The sequence below is a fragment of the Paenibacillus sp. PAMC21692 genome, from assembly GCF_014303795.1.
Lineage (GTDB): Bacteria > Bacillota > Bacilli > Paenibacillales > Paenibacillaceae > Pristimantibacillus > Pristimantibacillus agaridevorans.
The window spans coordinates 2198163-2216255 of record NZ_CP060293.1; the positions used below are offsets into that span (position 1 = coordinate 2198163).

Below are 18093 nucleotides of genomic sequence, written 5' to 3' on the forward strand. Positions count from 1 at the left end.
CGGATGAGTGTCCATAGGCGTAAAAAACGTCTATGGCTCCAAAAAGTAGGCGAACGAGCTGCTGTAGGCGTTAAAAACGCCGATGGCTCGGAAAGTAACTCGGATGAGCGTCCATAGGCGTAAAAAACGTCTATGGCTCCAAAAAGTAGGCGAAAGTGCTGCTGTAGGCGTTAAAAACGCCGATGGCCCGGAAAGTAACTCGGATGAGCGTCCATAGGCGTAAAAAACGTCTATGGCTCGAGCTTGGCGGCAGCTAACATATTTGAGCTTGCTAATCACCCTCAGGTGATATTGTACTTTTTGGATTGACAATCCAATCCCAATACTGTATTTTAATAAATATCTAATTAGACGAACATCTAATAAAATATCGAGGGAGGCGTCACGCCATGCAATTGGACAAAATCGTGCAATATCACAAAGCCTTGTCCGACGCGACGCGGATACGCATGCTGGCCTTGCTAGCCGAAGGCGAGCTTAACGGGCAAGTGCTGGCGGAGAAGCTGGCTCTTACGCCGGCGACGATTACCTTCCATGCCGCCAAGCTGCGGGAGGCGGCGCTTATTTACGAGCGAAGAGAAAAAAATACGATCTACTTCTCGTTAAATCCTTATTTCCTGAAGCGAGGAGCCGAAGGGGTATTGGGGCTTGTATTTCATAAGAGGGGCGATGCTGATATGATGGAGCAAGACGAATATACGCGGCTGAGAGATTCGGTCATTCGCAACTTCTTCGACGCGGAGGGCAGGCTTAAGAGCATTCCGAGCCAGATGAAGAAGAAGCTGATCGTGCTGGAGCATCTGGTCTCCAGGCTGGAGAACGGACGGAAATACGGGGAATCGGAGATCAACGCTTTTATCAAGCTGGTTCATGATGATTTCGCGACGATTCGACGGGAGTTTATTATGCACCAGTTTATGTTCCGTGAAAATGAGACTTATGAGCTTAATCCGCGAGAGCTGTGGACGAAGTGGGAGGAGCTGAAGTAGGATGATGAGAACTTATGAGTTGTCCACAAAAGAACGGGACGGGATGATCGACGTGACGTCTTACGTTCGCGAGGCGGTGGCCGAGAGCGGCGTGCGCGAAGGTTACGCGATCGTATATTGTCCGCATACGACCGCCGGCATGGCCATTAACGAAAATGCCGATCCCGACGTGGTTAGTGACGTGCTGCGCCGGTTCGACGAGCTGTACCCTTGGGAGCATCGTCTGGATCGGCACGCCGAAGGCAATACGGCCGCGCATCTGAAGGCCATTACGACGGGAACGAGCCAGACGGTGCTCATCTCTGGCGGAAGATTGGTGCTTGGCACTTGGCAGGGCATCTACTTTTGCGAATTCGACGGACCGCGGCGACGGAAGTTCCATGTGAAAGTGATCGGAGATTAGTCCATAGGAGGCGAGAGACATGTGCAGGAACATTAAGCAGCTGTTCAATTTCGAGCCCGCTGCGACGCCGGACGAGGTTGAGGCAGCTGCCCTTCAGTACGTGCGCAAAATATCGGGTTTCATCCAGCCCTCCAAGGCGAACGAGGAAGCGTTCCGCCGCGCCGTTGCGGAAGTGACGGAAGTGTCACAGCGGTTGCTGGAATCGCTTGTAACGAACTCGGAGCCCAAGAACCGCGAGGTCGAGCGGGAGCGGGCGCGCGAGCGCAACGCCAAGCGGTTCGGCGTTAAGCCTGTCGAGTAGGCTGGCCATATTTCATATACGCAAAATAACGAAGAAGAAATTGGCGCTGGCGGAATAGTTCGAAATATCGATGCCGACTTGCTCGGCTTTGCGGCGAATAGCGTGAACAAGCTTCGGCTGCTGTGTCAGATCATAGCCGAATGTGGGCTTGGACCATGAGATGGCTAGAAAACATAGAGAATGGTGTCTTGTAAATAAAGAGGGGCAAGGCACCCTGCATATTACACGAAGAGGCTGTCCCATAAGCAGGTTAATTCTACTTGAGGCGACAGCTTCTCTTTGTTAGAAAGATAAAATTTCGCGCGCAAGCCCTTAAAGAGGTTTCTTAAAGCTGCTTCTTTTTAATGTAATGAATGGGGGCGATGCCGAATGTTTTTTTGAATCGTTTGCTAAAGTAATTTGGATCTTCATAGCCAACCTTATTCGCGATATGACTGATGGAAACAACGCCCGAATCTATCATTTCCTTTCCTTTATGAATGCGATAGGAAGAAATGTACTCGTTGAGCGTGGAGCCGCTAACCTGTTTAAAGACACGACAAATATGGAAGTAGCTAATATAGAAGTGTTGGGATAAGCTTTCGATAGTTAGGCTGCGGTCCTGATAATGCTGCTCGATATACGCCTTAATCATGGATACGATTTGCGTAGACTTGTTCTTGATTATGGAATGCACATCATCCGCCACGCGATCGTAAGCTTGCTGCATCCAAGCTTCCATTTCTTGAATATTATTATTGTTATATATTTTTACGAACGGATTTATATCGTCTTGGAACAATTTTTGATAGTCCACTTGATTTTCAACCGCAAACTCGATGCATAAAGTAAACATTTCGATACAATGCGCATAAATGAGATCGACATTAATCTTTTTTAGCGTAAAGCTCCGAAAAATGTCGTTTAATAAACGCCGAGTTTCGTCCCGGTCATTGGTACGTAAAGATATGAGCAGTTTGCTTTTGCTTTCCACGCTGAATAAAGCTTCCATCTGTTTATCATTTTCAATAGAACGATAATGAAACGTCGAATTGCATCCTGTAATCAACTTGCTTCTAGTGCACTGAATAGCTTCCGTATATGAGGAGGAAATGTTTTTGATTTGAGCATACGGTTTTCCGATTCCAATCGTCAGCGTGAATTTCAAATACTTTTGAACCATATGTCTAAGCTGATCCAAGCGATTAGTGATTAGAGCTTCTAAAGCATGATTGTCCTGTTCGTATCCGAAAACGCAACACAATCTCTCCCGATAATCGAAACAAAGCTGTACGGAGAAGGGTCTGTCAAGCATATCGGTCGCTATGTTAAAGAGTCCGAACTTCCACAGTTGTTTGTCCGCATGCGACCAGTTTTTTTGAGTTGTGTCATCAATTTCGATGATGGCGACTTGACAGTAATGGTTGCTCATCGGAATTTGCAAATCATTTGATATTTCCATCAATCTATTCTCGCTCAGTACCGAGCTGCTCATCAATAGATCAATTAACGCTTTCTCTTTGATAAGAGGTTCGTTTTGTTTTACGAATCGTTCCAAGTCACGTAAATTTTGTTGCGAGATTAACGTTTTATGCAGATGCGTCTTGATTTCGACTATCGTGGCCGTCAACTCATCTATATTAATCGGTTTAAGCAAATAGTTGTTCACTCCGTATTGAATTGCGGACTTGGCGTAGTTGAAATCATTGTATCCTGAGATGATTACAATGATAGGATGAATCTTAAGTTCCTTTTGTTTGAGCAATCTGCAAAATTCCAGGCCATCCATAAGCGGCATATTAATATCCAGCAGAATAACATCCGGATTTACTTCCTCTACCAGCTTCAATCCGCTTTCTCCGTTGTTTGCCTCCCCACAAATTTCAAACCCGAGTTGACCCCAAGGGAGCTTTACTTTCATCGATTGTCTGAAATAATATTCGTCGTCTATAATGATCAGCTTATACATCGTAAAATTCATCCTCCTTGCCTATTGGTATTTTCACAATAACTTTCGTATAGGAGCCGACTTCACTCATAAACGTAAGACCGTAGGCTTCCCCGAACAGGAGTTTGATCCTTTCATTGACGCTTGTTATACCGAAGTTAGCCAATTTATTACTGTTTTTATCTTGGGTTAGAATATCGTTTATTTTATGTTCGGACATCCCAATCCCATTGTCTGTTATCTCGAGCAGAATGAATTCCTTCATGAGCCTTCCCGTTATCGTAACAAGCCCTTTGTCCCGTTTGTTTCTCAGACCATGATAGATAGCGTTCTCGACGAGCGGCTGCAGCGTCAGCTTCGGAATCTTGCATGGGAAGATGGAATCGTCTACTTCTATGACATAATCCATGAACTCGTGGTATCTAAGAGACTGCATGAACAAATAGCTTTCAATGATCCGGATTTCCTCCGAAATCAGTATGACGTCATTCCCTGAACTTAATGAAATGCGATAGAAATTGCTGAGATGGTTCGTAAATTTCATTGCCGAATCATTCAATTTCAGTTGAATTAACGAGTTAATTGTTTCCAATGAATTATATAGAAAATGAGGGTTGAGCTGCGATTGAATAATCTTGAACTCATACTTTCGTTTGGCTTGCTGCGCTGTATAGATTTCTTCCATAAGTTCGTTGATTTGGTCCATGAGCGTATTGAATCCGTTGCTGAGCAGGCCGATCTCATCAGTTGAAGTTACGTTTGTCCGAGCAAGCAAATCACCGTTGCGAATGGCTTTCATCGACTTATGCAACTGAATAATCGGTTTGGTGATTAAACGGGACAAAATGTAGGATACAAGCAGCGACAAGATGAGGCAAATCACGCTGATGAAAATGATAAGCTTGTTGATATCCCGAACCTCTTGGGTGATCTCCTGTAATGGAACGACGCTAATAATTTTCCAATTTAATGCATCGAAGTTTTGCACGGTATATAACAAACGATCGTCGTTTCGGCCTTGCAGCTTCCTGCCGGTTGATGTTAATTGATTAAAATCTTGTTCGGCCATCGAATGCTCGCTAAGAAAATTCCGGTATAATCGATCCTTATTCGTGGATGAAACGATTTGATTATCGGCGTTAACGATATCGTACTGAACGTTGTTGTCGGCGATATTCATTGAATAGATCGAAGCAATCTCTTCTTCATTAATAAAGAGAAGGATGGAGCCTAAGGTAAGTCCAGTGTTCATATTGATGACGGGTTTCGTGATCAGAAACACATTTTGCATTTCTCCGGAAACAATTGGAATGCGATAAAGCCCCATCCAGTAAGCCGATTTAATGTTGTCGATATAATCGGACGCCTCCCGTTTGACAATCCCTTTAACGGTTTCAGGATCGAATTCGCTTGTCTGAAAGATGGAATAGTCCGCTGAAACGATTTCAGTGGTTTTTATTTTGCTGCGAAGCGTAAGCGTGCTGTAGATAATACGCTGAAACTCGATATTCAAGCTGTTTTTCGCGGATAAGGATTCGGGAACCGTGGGATTGTCGTTAAGCAGCGCCTGCATTCTATAATCGATAGACAACGAAACGCCGGAATTATTGATCGTCGAGATCAACGTATTCAGATGATTCGTGATGAGCGATAATTCGCGCGAGCTATTAATTTGCGCTTTCTGTATAATCGCCTTCGTTGATATGTGATTTGAATAGTAACTAATTACAAATAGGGATGCGAACACGACAATCACGCTATATATAAAAATTTTGTTCTTAATGGAGAGGTTGTTATGCACAGTACGCATGGAGGCCATTGAAAATAGTGTTTTCATACTATAAGTCTATATCAACTTTATTAAGGAGGAAAGGGCTTTCAAAGAAATGAAGACGAATACACAGGATATTCCTTATCGCCGCAAATTCGTCCGTTTTCAACCCGAAGGCGCATTGATACAATGAATTGGCAACGAGCAAATAGTTAGGGTTGGAGGTCATTTTCATGGAAACGCGAATCGACGTTGCCGGAGCCCCGAGAGCCAAAATGAATAAGAAACTTTCTGAGGGCAATCTTCTTTTATTGCTGGCCGTACCGTCCGTTCTTTTTGTTTTTGTTTTCTCTTATGTCCCGCTAGCAGGGTGGATTTACGCGTTTTTGGACTATACTCCGGGTATTCCGCTATCAAAAGATTCCTTTGTGGGGACCAAATATTTCACCATGATGTTCGATAGTGATTGGAGTCAGGTTAGTCTTGTGCTTAGAAACACATTAGTCCTAAGCTTTATGGGGTTATTAATAACCCCCCTTCCGGTTGCTTTTGCCATTTTGCTAAACGAGGTTGCCCATCCGTTTTTTCGAAAATTTGTACAAACCGTAACGACATTGCCTAATTTCATTAGTTGGATTATCGTTTATGGATTATTCTTTTCCCTCTTTTCCATGGAAGGCATGCTGAATTCGCTTTTTGTAAAACTAGGCATATTTGATGAAGCGCAAAACATTTTGGGAAATGAAAGTATTGCGTGGTTTCTACAGACGGGATTAGGCGTTTGGAAAACAGTGGGTTGGGGCGCCATTATTTACTTGGCTGCGATCGCCTCGATTGATCAGGAATTATATGATGCGGCAAAAGTAGACGGAGCCGGACGTTGGAATTGCATAAGACACATAACGGTTCCTTCAATCTTAACGACTTATTTCGTCATGCTGTTGTTGTCGATAAGCGGTATACTTTCCAACGGATTTGAGCAGTTTTACGTGTTTAACAATTCTTTGGTTGCGGGCAAGCTTGAGGTTCTGGATCTATACGTGTACAACATGGGCATTGTATATGGACAGTACTCTTACTCCATTGCGATCGGGATATGGAAAACCTTCATCAGTATCCTGTTGCTGATGACCGCCAATCAAATCTCGAAAAAATCAGGGGAGAGCATCTTTTCTAGACAACGCCAATACATTCCACATGCCGGAGGCTTAAACTATGTTCAGTAAATCATCAAGATTATACGATAGAGCGTTTAGCAGTATAAACTATGTGTTTCTGGGGATTTTTTCTTTCGTCTGCATCTATCCTTTTTATTACGTGTTTATTTACTCCATAAGCATTCCGGCGGAAGCGCAGCGGGGTATCTACTTGCTGCCTGCCGGGTTTACATGGGCAAATTATGAAATGGTATTTCGACTAAACGATATTTTGCAAGCTCTTTTTATTTCGGTCTCCCGCACCGTACTTGGAACTGTTGTTACGATTATATGCTGCTCTTTCTTTTCTTATTTGGTTGCGCAGAAAGAAATGAATTTTCGGAAACTGGTGTATCGCTTTACGATTTTTACGATGTACTTCAATGCCGGCATCATCCCCTGGTATTTAACGATGAGGGGCCTGGGGCTGAAAGACAACTTCCTGCTATATATCATTCCTGCAGCCATTACGCCTTTTTATGTAATCCTGATAAAAACCTATATAGAACAAATTCCCTTCTCGCTTTCAGAATCGGCGAAAATCGACGGAGCGGGACATATTCGAATATTTAGTTCGATCATCTTTCCAGTATCAACGCCAATCATTGCGACAATCGCGGTATTCTCGGCAGTGGGGCAGTGGGGAGCCTGGTTTGATAACTTTCTGCTTGTCAGCCGTTCCGATTTACAAACCCTGCAGTTAATCCTTTACAATTATTTGAATACATCTCAAAGTATTGCCAATCTTTCTCAGTTGGATTTAACAAGAGGAGATGCCGCCAGAGCGCTTACGCCGCAATCGATTAAGGCGACCATAACGATTCTTACGACGCTTCCCATTGTGTTCGTGTATCCCTGGATTCAGAAATATTTTGTTAAAGGGATTATGTTGGGCGCGGTAAAAGGCTGAAGATAACAGTCGAAATATTATATTCGACTGATTATTATTAAATCAATTAGGGGGTTCATCAATGAAATTGAAAGGTTTTATGTGTGTATCACTTGTTGTGGCAATTCTGCTTGTCTTCGGCAGTGCATGCAGTACCGGCAATACGAAGTCGAATGAATCGAGCGGAAGCCCGATTACAAGCCAAGCCCCTGGTAAAGATGCAGAAAGTGAAAGCGCTACCAGGCCGATCGTAACGTTAACCGTGCGCGGTGCGGATACGGGGCCTATACCAGGAGTGCAAAATAATCGCGTAACCGAAGTTATTGAGGAGAAGCTTGGCATTAAAATCGATTATCAGCTTTCCGATCCGACTAAAGATAAAGTCGCTTTGGCCAGCGGGGATCTGCCTGATATCATGCAAATCCCGATCACGGAGATGGGCGTCTATATTAAAGGCGATCACATTGTTCCGCTCACGGATCTGATCGCTTCGAACGGACAAGAAATTACGAATAACGTTCCCAAAATGCTGGAATTCAGCAAAAAATATTTAAGCGATAATACAGGATTACTGTATGGATTAACCGCGAATAATTACGTAAATGTAGGCGATGCAGCGCCCGTCTATAGTTATCCAATAGGTTTGACGCTTCGTTGGGATTACTACAAGGAGATGGGATATCCAAAAATCAATAACGAAGACGACTTTTTAAATGTATTGGCGCAAATGCAGAAGCTGCACCCGACAACGGCCGACGGTAAAAAAGTGTATGGCATATCCGGTTGGAATGATTGGGGACTGTGGCCTTACTTTGTACCTTATGTCTTCTCTCAAGGATATTTGAACGGAAATAACTGGACGCTTATAGATGGATCGAGCAAAGTGACGCCGATGTTTACCCATGAAGGAAGCGCATTCAAAAATGCTATGAAATTTATGTACAAAGCGAATCAATTAAAGCTTCTTGATCCGGAAATGTTTACGCAGAAAAACGATAATTTTATTGCGAAAAACAAAAACTTGCAGTTTCTTTCCGTACCGGCAACCTGGTGGAATGTCGACGCATTGAATACAATGCAAGCTTCGGGAATTAAGGAAGGCGGATATTACTTGATCCCCGGGGCGAATCCCGTTGTGTATCAAGGATCTGGATCGATGCTTACAGGCGCGATCTCAGGGAAAGCAATCGTTATTTCCAAACAAAGCAAGCATCAGGATCGGGCTATGGATTTGCTGAATTTCTTGTATTCGTACGAAGGCAATCGGCTGCTGATGAGCGGGATCGAAGGCGAGCATTGGGAAATGGAGAATGGCAGGCCTGAGTTAAAGGATAGCGAACGCGAAGCGATGCAAACAGAGGCGAATTATGTCCAGAAAACGGGGATTAATCTCTATCATAACTTTATGGGCATGTCGACGGAATCCCGAGACCCGGAAGGCAATCTGTTGAATGTACTATTGACCGATAAATCTCTGGAGCTTAACGCTACCGAAGGAGACAAGGATTACAACGCGCAATACGGCGTCTCTTACCCGGGGCAAGCGTTTCAGAAGCTGGCTGAACAGGGTAAAGCAAAGATTCAGTTTTACGACAACACGTTCCAATCGTTGTATCCGGACTTATCGAACGATCTAAAGATGATAAACGGAAAGATCGAAACCTATACGAAAACCTGGCTGCCAAAGCTGATCACGGCAAAAGACGAAGGAGAATTCGAAAAGATCTGGACAAACGGTGTCGACGAGATGAATAAGCTCGGCTTGGATACTTTAATGGACTGGGAACTGCAGCAAAATATCGAGGCGCTTGACAAGATGAAGGAAATTAACCAATAAGCCGCCCCGTCAGGAAGGAAGGGGGAAAACCCTTCCTTTCATTATATAACGGGAATAAGGAAAGGGATGGGACACATGATGGTAAAAAGAAAATGTTGTCTTTTGCTTTCTCTGCTTCTCTTGATTCAAAGCGCAATGTTCACTTTCTCTTCAAGCGCAGCGGCCAATGTGTCGGATATTACGGGGCATTGGGCGAATGTCCAATTGAACGAATGGTTAAATCAAGGGCTTATAACAGGATATAAGGACGGGACGATCAGACCGGATAATGCAATCAGCAGAGCAGAATTTATTGTACTGGTCAATCGCGCTTTCGGACTTACGGACGAAGCAACGATCGCTTACCCGGACGTGAAACCAACCGACTGGTTCTATCGGGATATTGCCAAAGCCGTAAAGGCCGGTTACTTATTGGGAGAAGCCAATGGCAAGATCAGTCCTAATGCGAACATAAGCAGGCAAGAAGGCGCTGTTATAGTAAACAGGCTTCTGAACCTGGAAGTAGCGGGTACGTTAGCGACGCCCCCATTTAAAGATGCCGGGGACATTGCTAACTGGAGCATGAAGGCGGTAAGCGCCATCGTATCCGAGCAAATTATGAAAGGTTACGGCGGTAATCTGTTTCGTCCCCAAGCTCCGGTTACCCGTGCTGAAGCAATCGTGATGTTGGACAGGGCGCGTCAGGATAAGTCGCGATCTTATTCAAAAGCCGGTATTTACGGACCTGCTAAGGGAATCGCAATCATCACGGGGGATGTCATGATTCAAGCCCCGGGCCTAACGCTTAGGAATACGATCATCAACGGAAGTTTAATATTCGCTAAAGGAATCGATGCCGGTGATGCTTCTTTGGTCGGCGTTACCGTAAAAGGCGCGACAACAATCAGTGGTGGTGCAAACAACATTCGCATTACCGACTCCACTCTTCCGAAAGTCATTATCGAAGCTGAAAATAGTTCCATTCGTATGGCACGATCCAGTATCGGGCAAATGTTTGTTATGGCCGGCGCAACCGGCGGCACCATAGTTCTTGATGCAGGTGCAATTGTGGAATATATGGAGATTTATACTGAGATTAAAGTAACAGGGGAGGGTAAGGTTGTGCGAATGAATAATAAAGCGACGGGTTCGCCATCCGGAAGCGGAACGCCTATAGTTCCCGTCTCGCCGACCGAAGCGCCTGCGCAAGATATAACTATTGTAAAAGAAGGGCAGGCAAAAGCCGTTATCCTTACCGGCGTCAATCCGGATGCCCAATCGCTAGGAGCGGCACGAACGCTTTCGGAATATGTGCAAAAATCAACCGGGGCAGAACTGCCGCTTCTAACCGTTGGAACGGAAAACGTGCCGGAAAATGCGGTAAGGATATATGTCGGAACCGTTGAAGCCGTCGATGAGCAGGAGATTAACGGCTTGTTGGCGGGATTGACGGATGATGGATTCGTCATTGTGCCCGGTACGGACAAAATCACGATTATCGGTCCGACTGCATGGGGAACCGAATTCGGCGTTTATGAATTTTTGGAGAGATATCTCGGCGTCGCGTGGCTGATGCCGGGGCCGGACGGAGAAGATGTGCCGACGCATCAAACGATCGCCGTCTCCATGCAGACAGTTCGCGAACAACCTGCGACGCTCTCTCGCCATTTTTTCGGGACAGAGGACCCACCATTATTAATGGGCTCTTCCTATCCGAGTGCTGCAACGAGCAAGGCGTGGGCAAAGCGCAACCGGATGTACGACAATATCCAGTTCCATCATAATTTTACGAGCCTGTTCGATCTTTCCGTATTTGCCGATCATCCGGAATATTATCCGGGAGGCGAGCTGCCGACGCATCCGTATCTTTGGCAAGTATGCTTTAACGACGATACGGCCAATGCCGCCATAACGCGAATCAAACAGTATTTTGACGCCAACCCGGACAAAAAATCTTACTCTCTGGGCATTAACGATGGCGCGAATTTTTGCGAGTCGAATCCTGCGCATCCCAATTATCCGGGAGAGCTGAATTCGATAGGCGTATTGAACATGTCGGATCTGTATTATCCATGGGTCAACCAAATCGTCGAAGGCGTTCTTGAGGAATACCCGGATAAATACTTTGGACTGCTGGCGTACGCCAATGTTTATGATCCGCCTTCGAACATCGAGCTAAATGATCATGTAATTCCTTATATTACCGATGACAGGATGACATGGGATGATCCGCGGATGGGCGTTCCCGGCAAGCTCCAAACGGAGAAATGGAGCGAAGCGGCGGCAAGCATAGGGTGGTATGAATATTTATATGGTTCTCCCTTTAATGTGCCTCGCATGTACGTTCATAATATGGCGGAAAATTACAAGTATGCTGCAGAACAAGGGGTCGTCGGTCATGTAGCTGAGCTTTTCCCGAATTTCGGGGAAGGTCCCAAACCGTGGATTTCGGCTAAATTGCAATGGGATCCGGAGCAAGACGTCGACGAGTTATTAAACGAGTGGTATAACAAGGCCGTTGGCCCGGGTTCCGCACCTTATTTAAAGCTATACTACGAATTTTGGGAAACGTTCTGGACGACGCGCATATTCCAAACGGATTGGTATTTGAATTGGGCGAATTCTCCCAATAGGACCAATCATCTGCCGGGCATTTATGATGCCAGTTACTTAAAGGCTTTAACAAAGGAAGAGATCGCAGAAAGCCGCCGATTAATGGAGCTTGTTGTTGCATACGCGGATACGGCGCAACAACAAAAGCGCGCCAATCTGCTTATGCGATCATTCGAGTACTATGAGGCCAGCGCGCTCAGTTATCCGCGAGACAAGGATATCACGCCTCCTGCTGCAGACGACGAGGCAGTGAACCTGTTATTGGATAACATTGCAAGCATGGAATATGCGCAGAAACGAATGGACCTGGTCAATGAATTTGTCGGGAATCCGATCTTGGAATTCCAGCTTACGCCGCCAACGTTCGGCGGCATGTGGAGCGGCCTCCAGGACGGCGTGTTCAATACATTAGCGGATTATCTTGAACACGCGCCTACTGAAGGTGAATTCATCCAAAAGCTGAAAGAAATGTCGTCAAGCGACACGATAACGGTTCGCAACTATTCGTTGTTATTGCTGGCAGTGGCGAACAACGCGCAAAATTTAATAAGTAACCCTTCCTTCGAAGACGGCAACGGCGACGAAAGCGATGAATGGTGGTATTGGACGGAAGGCACCGGCAGTATGAAGCGTACGAATACGGTATCGCGTACGGGAGCTTATAGTGTCGAAATCGACGGTGTCGTTACAGGAGGCGGGCCGGTGCAGAGAAGTATACCCGTTAAGCCGGGTTATTACGGGGCGTTAGTGCGCTATTATACGCCTGCGGATTTTAATCCGAATGCGAAGAGCAGTATCCAGTGGTGGCTTAATATGCAGGGAAGCAATAATCAGCATCTGGGAAGCGCTGTAACGGCCAAGACGCTCGTCGCTCCGAATAGAGGCAAATGGTCAACGATGGAAGTCATTTTTGAAGTCCCGGATAACGGGAGTACGGCCGAAATGGTATTTCCGGTGTGGGATATCGAACCGGGAACAAAAATTTATATCGACGACGTTTCATTGTACCGATTGGATGGCGCCGCAACGGTAGCGCAAACGATATCTGGAGACGGCCTCTACGTCAGCAACGTCAATCCGCTAGGCCAGACGTTCGAAACGCCTGCCGGAACAGGATGGAGCAGTATCGGAGCCGAGCTCCTCATTGAAAAAAATCTTTGGTTATCCGGCATTGCGTTAACGCTTAGCGTATACGACAGTCCGGATAAAACGACGCTGCTAGGTTCAACTTCAATATCCGGCCCTGTAGCTTCGTATTTCGAACATTTTCGAATTAACGCGCCGACAACGCCCCAAACGAGCTACTACATGGAATTGACGAGCAATAGTGTGGACGGCGTTTATGTCGCAATGAGCGTCGCCGATGCTTACGCGGACGGTTCAGCTTATCAGAATGGGGCGGCAATCGCGAAGGATCTGTATTTTAATCTGTTTCTTTCTAATTAATTTACAGTTGGCAGAGATATGACGATCAGTCATATCTCTGTCATATGCAACTCGACCTATACTGAGTTTGGAGGACGAAATGAGAGTATTAAACTTGAAAACTGAATACAAAAACAATCCACTGGGGATCGATGTCCGAAAGCCAAGATTCGGCTGGATGCTTCAGTCTCATATCCGATCACAAGGGCAAACCGCCTACCGAATCATCGTCGCTTCCAACCTTGCCGATATTCAAGAACGCCACGGTACGGTATGGGATAGCGGCAAGGTCGTCTCGGATCGGAACGTTCATGTAGAATATGACGGCATTGCATTAAGGTCGAATACGCTGTATTACTGGGCGGTGCAAGCATGGGATCGAACAGGCAATCCGACGGCATGGAGCGAATCCGCTTTATTTTCAACCGGGCTGTTTCATTCCAAGGAATGGCTTGCAAAGTGGATCGGCATGACCGGCCCAAGTACCGAATGGATGGGGGAGGAGGGACTTTCAAGGACGACTGAGCTATGTCCGTATGTGAGAAAAAAGTTTCATATGCGACGCCCGATTGTCCGCGCAACCGTTTTTTCCTCCGCGCTGGGGCTATATACGCTCCAAATTAACGGTAAACGGGTCAGTGAGGATTACTTCGCGCCGGGATGGACCGATTACAATACCCGGGTGCAGTATCAGACTTACGATGTTACGTCGCTGTTAAAGACTGGGGATAATGTGGCGGCCGCACTGCTCGGCAGCGGTTGGTACGCGGGCCATGTGGCAAGCATCGGGAAATATCAATATGGTACCGAGCCTTATTTCTTGTTTCAATTGCATGTAGAATATGACGACGGTTCTGCGGAGTGTATCGTTTCGGATGAATCTTGGAAAACAAGTGAAGGGCCACTGTCGAAGGCCGATATCATCATGGGTGAAATGTATGACGCACGCAGAGAGCAAGCGGGATGGTGCGAGCCCGGTTTCAATGATAGCGAATGGGAATCAGTCGGAGTGAAGTCGCATACCGCGAAGCTTGTATCCCAGGTAGACCCTCCGGTACGCATTACGGAGGAAATCACGCCGAGTCGCCAATATAAGCGATCCGAAATGCAGACGATATATGACCTTGGACAAAATATTGCGGGTTGGGTGCGCATTGTGCTGACAGGCCCGGCTGGTTCCAAGGTTACGCTTCGTTATGGCGAGCGATTGGATCAGGATAGCGGTTTATACATGGCAAATTTGCGCGGAGCCCTGCAAACCGACATTTACATTCTGAAAGGCGATAAGACGGAGGCCTACGCTCCGCAGTTTACGTATCACGGGTTTCAATACGTGGAAATCACCGTATCCAGCGAGGAGGTCGCAGTGTGTTCCGTCGTCGGACAGGTCGTTCATTCGGCGCTTGCCATGACAGGTTCATTGATTACGTCCAATCCAATGGTCAATCGTTTGCAAAGCAACATCGTTTGGAGCGGCAGGGATAATTTTCTTAGCGTACCGACAGATTGTCCGCAACGGGATGAACGTTGGGGATGGACGGGGGATTCGCAGGTTTTCATACGTACAGCCTCTTACAATATGGACATCGCCTCCTTTTTCCGCAAATATATGATCGACATGATGGATGCCCAGCAGCCAAACGGCAATTTCCATATCGTGAACCCTGAGGGAGGGCTGACCCGATACTTGGCTTCCCTTAATGATCCTTATAATCTGAAGCTTTCTCCGGGCTGGGGGGACGCGGGCGTTATTATTCCCTGGACGCTCTACCAGGTATATGAAGATCATGCCATCTTGCAAGAGCACTACGAATCATATCGCAAATGGATCCGGTTTGTGCTCGATGTCAGCGAGGATTATATAGTAGGAGAGTACGGGTTCGGTGATTGGTTGTCTGTCGGGGCGGAGACACCCAAAGATGTAATCGCAACGGCGTATTTTGCTTACAGCACGTCTATTATGGCGAATATCTCAAAGGCGCTCGGGAAGGAAGAAGAAGCAAAATCGTACACGGAATTGTTCGGAAAGATCCGCTCTGCTTTTAACGAGGCCTTCGTTGGTCCGGATGGCCGGATTAAGGGGGATACGCAGGCTGCATATGTGCTTGCGATTCAAATGAATCTATTGTCTACCGAAAATGAACGACGGGCGATTCACTATCTCGTTGAAGATATCGAAAACCATGGCGGACACCTGACAACGGGCTTTTTGGGCGTTTCTTATCTGCTGCCCGTACTGACCCGCGGAGGGCGAACGGATGTCGCCTATCGGCTGCTGCTTCAGGATACTTTTCCTTCCTGGGGCTATTCGATAAAACACGGCGCGACTACGATATGGGAAAGATGGGACGGCTGGACAGAGGAGCACGGATTTCAAGATCCTGGCATGAATTCGCTTAATCATTACAGTCTCGGTTCCGTTGGCGAGTGGTTGTACCGCACTGTGGCAGGAATTGATGCCGCTCCCGGGCAGCCCGGGTTCAAGCAAATCGTTATCCGTCCGATGCCAGGCGGCGAACTTACGTATGCTCGGGGCGAATTCGAAAGTATCTACGGCAAAATCATAAGCCATTGGGAGTTGTCCGAAGACAACTATCGATTAAATGTCACCATCCCGGTCAATACAACAGCAACTGTATACGTGAAAGCGAAGAATGGGAATTACGCTTCCTTGTTCGTTAACGGCGAACCGGCCTTACAGGCTGCTGTCGTTACATGGACAGGTTTCGAAGGTGATCAGGCGGTTTTCCATGTCGGGTCGGGTGAATATGAGTTTATCTGTTATAGAACATAAGAAATGGAGCTTGGATCATGAGGACTATTAAACGGGCCGTACACATCGATTTCCATACGATGCCGGACATTCCCGATTTCGGGACCAATTTCGACGCAAAGGCGTTCGCGCGAACGCTTAAGGATGCACGCGTTGAGTATGTCAACGTTTTTGCCAAGTGCAATATCGGCTTCGCTTATTACCCGACGGAAATCGGAGTCATGCACCCTTATCTCAACTTCGATATGTTCGGACAAATTGTAGAGGAATGCCGCAAAGTAGGGATTGGCGTTACCGCCTATTTCAACGCGGGGCTGGATCACGAGATGGCTCGCAAGCATCGCGAATGGACCGTAGTCAACAAAGAAGGCCAAGTGATCTACGGCGACCGTACGGAAAACTTTTTCCGCAATATGTGCTTTAACTCCGGCTACCGCGAGCATCTGCTTGCCATGGTGCGAGAGGTTGCCCAGCGCTATCCCGTTGAAGGCTTTTTCTTTGATTGCATGGCGGTCACGCCTTGTTATGGCAATGAGTGTCTCGAAGGCATTAGAGAGAAGGGCGGCGATCCGCAAAATGATGAGGATGTACGCGCTTTCACGAAGGAATCTCTTATTTCTTTCTCGCGGGCAGTAAAAGAGATTATCGGCGATGATAAGTTTTTGTATTTGAACGGACTGTCGCCGGCCGATACGGAAGGACTTCGCACGCATAACGAGATCGAATGCTTGCCGAGCGGCTGGAGCTATGATTTCTTCCCGGCCCAGGTCGCTTATGCGCGTAATCTCGGGCAGCAGACGTTCTATATGACCGGGCGGTTCAACGTCAACTGGGGAGACTTCGGCGGCTTGAAGAGCAAAGCTTCGCTGCTAAATGACTGCTGGGATGCGCTGATGAACGGCGTGCCGACGTCGATCGGCGACCATATGCATCCCAGGGATGGCCTGGATCCTGCAGTTTATAAAGTGATCGGTGAAATTTACGAAGAACTGGAACGTTACGAGCCGTGGACCGATCATGTTCGGGTGGTGGCGGATATTGGAATTCTTACATTCGCCGGCGGCGAGCTGGCGGATTGTCACAATGGCGCCGTCCGCATGCTAGGCGAGCTGAAGATGACATACGACATCATTAACGAGAATCATGATTTGTCTGCATATAAGATCATTATCTTACCTGACGATGTGCGAATTACATCGGAATTCGGACAAAAGCTGCAATCGTTCATTGCTATGGGCGGAGGGATCATTAGCTCCGGTCATTCCGGTCTGAATCCAGAAGGAACCGCGTTTGCGCTGGGCGAATGGAACATGAGCTATGAAGGCGAGGACCCGTGGAACAGCTCATACTTCCGCATGCTGGAGGACACTCTCGGAGAAATGCCGGACATGCTGTGCGGGATTTATAGCCAAGGTATTTTGCTGCAGGCGAAGGAGGGCGCGCAGGAAATTGCCGAGTATTGGCAGCCTTACTTTAATCGGGAATGGGACGGCTTCCATGGTTCATTTTATACACCGCCTGATCGCTATGCGGGATGGCAGGCAGTGGCAAGATCGAACAACATTATTCAGTTCTGCTTTCCGGTTTTCGGTACGTACATGGAGTATGCCGCAAATGCTCACAAGGCGATGGTCGCTTACAGCTTGAGGCAGTTGCTGCCGAAGCCGCTCCTCAAGTGCGAAGGCATTCCGACGACGGCGCGTGTGACGGTAACGGAGAAGGAGCACAAGCGGATAATCCATGTAAAGCTCACTCATCCGGAGCCAAGAGGCAAGTATAATGTGATCGAAGATTTGCAGACACTGAATGGCGCAGTTGTATACCTGAAAGGCGATAATGCGTCATCTGTTTATTTGGCGCCTGGACAAGAGCCTCTTAACCATCAATTTATAGACGGTTACATCCGAATTCCGCTGCCGGAGGTGGTTGGATATGCGATGGTGGTTGTGGAGCGTTGAGCTAATGATTTTTGGATCGGATCATTCTGGCG

Annotated in this window: 11 protein-coding genes; 9 read left to right on the plus strand and 2 right to left on the minus strand. The window is 46.9% G+C overall.

The features are described 5' to 3' along the window. Nucleotides 1-389 precede the first annotated feature (389 nt). Genes H7F31_RS08770 through H7F31_RS08780 form a run of 3 tightly spaced genes read left to right on the plus strand, consistent with a single transcriptional unit; the run spans nt 390 to nt 1693 of the window. A complete protein-coding gene (locus H7F31_RS08770) occupies nt 390-989 on the plus strand; it encodes a DUF2087 domain-containing protein (protein ID WP_087569782.1) in 600 nt (199 codons plus the stop codon). A gap of 1 nt (nt 990) precedes the next feature. Further along, nucleotides 991-1392: a secondary thiamine-phosphate synthase enzyme YjbQ gene (locus H7F31_RS08775; RefSeq protein ID WP_187103834.1), complete on the plus strand. Its 402-nt coding sequence runs from the start codon at nt 991-993 to the stop codon at nt 1390-1392. 19 nt (nt 1393-1411) lie between these two features. Then, complete coding sequence (locus tag H7F31_RS08780) at nt 1412-1693, plus strand: DUF2277 domain-containing protein (protein WP_087569780.1); 282 nt, start codon at nt 1412-1414, stop codon at nt 1691-1693. Between the two features lie 325 nt (nt 1694-2018). On the opposite strand, the gene H7F31_RS08785 is transcribed toward H7F31_RS08780, so the two are convergent. Together H7F31_RS08785 and H7F31_RS08790 are read right to left on the minus strand one after the other, a co-directional pair. Continuing rightward, the gene (locus H7F31_RS08785; protein ID WP_187103835.1) at nt 2019-3641 is read right to left on the minus strand and encodes a response regulator; all 1623 of its coding nucleotides are present in this window, start codon (nt 3639-3641) and stop codon (nt 2019-2021) included. Next, nucleotides 3634-5367 (minus strand): sensor histidine kinase, encoded by a 1734-nt coding sequence (locus H7F31_RS08790; protein WP_187103836.1) that lies wholly within the window; start codon nt 5365-5367, stop codon nt 3634-3636. Before H7F31_RS08790 ends, H7F31_RS08785 begins: the two co-directional genes overlap by 8 nt. A gap of 257 nt (nt 5368-5624) precedes the next feature. Here H7F31_RS08790 and H7F31_RS08795 point away from each other — a divergent pair, with 257 nt between their 5' ends. The 6 genes from H7F31_RS08795 (at nt 5625) to H7F31_RS08820 (ending at nt 18061) form a co-directional block, all read left to right on the plus strand. After that, the gene (locus H7F31_RS08795) at nt 5625-6617 is read left to right on the plus strand and encodes an ABC transporter permease (protein WP_187103837.1); all 993 of its coding nucleotides are present in this window, start codon (nt 5625-5627) and stop codon (nt 6615-6617) included. Next, nucleotides 6607-7497, plus strand: a complete 891-nt coding sequence (locus H7F31_RS08800) for a carbohydrate ABC transporter permease (protein WP_187103838.1) — start codon at nt 6607-6609, stop codon at nt 7495-7497. Before H7F31_RS08795 ends, H7F31_RS08800 begins: the two co-directional genes overlap by 11 nt. Before the next feature lie 61 nt (nt 7498-7558). Continuing rightward, entirely contained in the window at nt 7559-9313 is a 1755-nt protein-coding gene (locus tag H7F31_RS08805; RefSeq protein WP_187103839.1) for an extracellular solute-binding protein, read from the plus strand. Nucleotides 9314-9388: 75 nt separating this feature from the next. Then, the gene (locus H7F31_RS08810; RefSeq protein ID WP_187103840.1) at nt 9389-13351 is read left to right on the plus strand and encodes a DUF4838 domain-containing protein; all 3963 of its coding nucleotides are present in this window, start codon (nt 9389-9391) and stop codon (nt 13349-13351) included. Between the two features lie 79 nt (nt 13352-13430). Then, on the plus strand, nt 13431-16124 hold the full coding sequence (locus H7F31_RS08815; protein ID WP_187103841.1) for a glycoside hydrolase family 78 protein: 2694 nt from the start codon (nt 13431-13433) through the stop codon (nt 16122-16124). Nucleotides 16125-16141: 17 nt separating this feature from the next. Further along, nucleotides 16142-18061: a beta-galactosidase trimerization domain-containing protein gene (locus H7F31_RS08820; protein ID WP_187103842.1), complete on the plus strand. Its 1920-nt coding sequence runs from the start codon at nt 16142-16144 to the stop codon at nt 18059-18061. The last annotated feature ends 32 nt before the right edge of the window (nt 18062-18093 follow it).

Bases quoted from the DNA above. Each gene is read 5' to 3' on its own strand.
- H7F31_RS08770 (WP_087569782.1), top strand. From the start codon at position 390: ATGCAATTGGACAAAATCGTGCAATATCACAAAGCCTTGTCCGACGCG.
- H7F31_RS08775 (WP_187103834.1), top strand. From the start codon at position 991: ATGATGAGAACTTATGAGTTGTCCACAAAAGAACGGGACGGGATGATC.
- H7F31_RS08780 (WP_087569780.1), top strand. From the start codon at position 1,412: ATGTGCAGGAACATTAAGCAGCTGTTCAATTTCGAGCCCGCTGCGACG.
- H7F31_RS08785 (WP_187103835.1), bottom strand. From the start codon at position 3,641: ATGTATAAGCTGATCATTATAGACGACGAATATTATTTCAGACAATCG.
- H7F31_RS08795 (WP_187103837.1), top strand. From the start codon at position 5,625: ATGGAAACGCGAATCGACGTTGCCGGAGCCCCGAGAGCCAAAATGAAT.
- H7F31_RS08800 (WP_187103838.1), top strand. From the start codon at position 6,607: ATGTTCAGTAAATCATCAAGATTATACGATAGAGCGTTTAGCAGTATA.
- H7F31_RS08805 (WP_187103839.1), top strand. From the start codon at position 7,559: ATGAAATTGAAAGGTTTTATGTGTGTATCACTTGTTGTGGCAATTCTG.
- H7F31_RS08810 (WP_187103840.1), top strand. From the start codon at position 9,389: ATGATGGTAAAAAGAAAATGTTGTCTTTTGCTTTCTCTGCTTCTCTTG.
- H7F31_RS08815 (WP_187103841.1), top strand. From the start codon at position 13,431: ATGAGAGTATTAAACTTGAAAACTGAATACAAAAACAATCCACTGGGG.
- H7F31_RS08820 (WP_187103842.1), top strand. From the start codon at position 16,142: ATGAGGACTATTAAACGGGCCGTACACATCGATTTCCATACGATGCCG.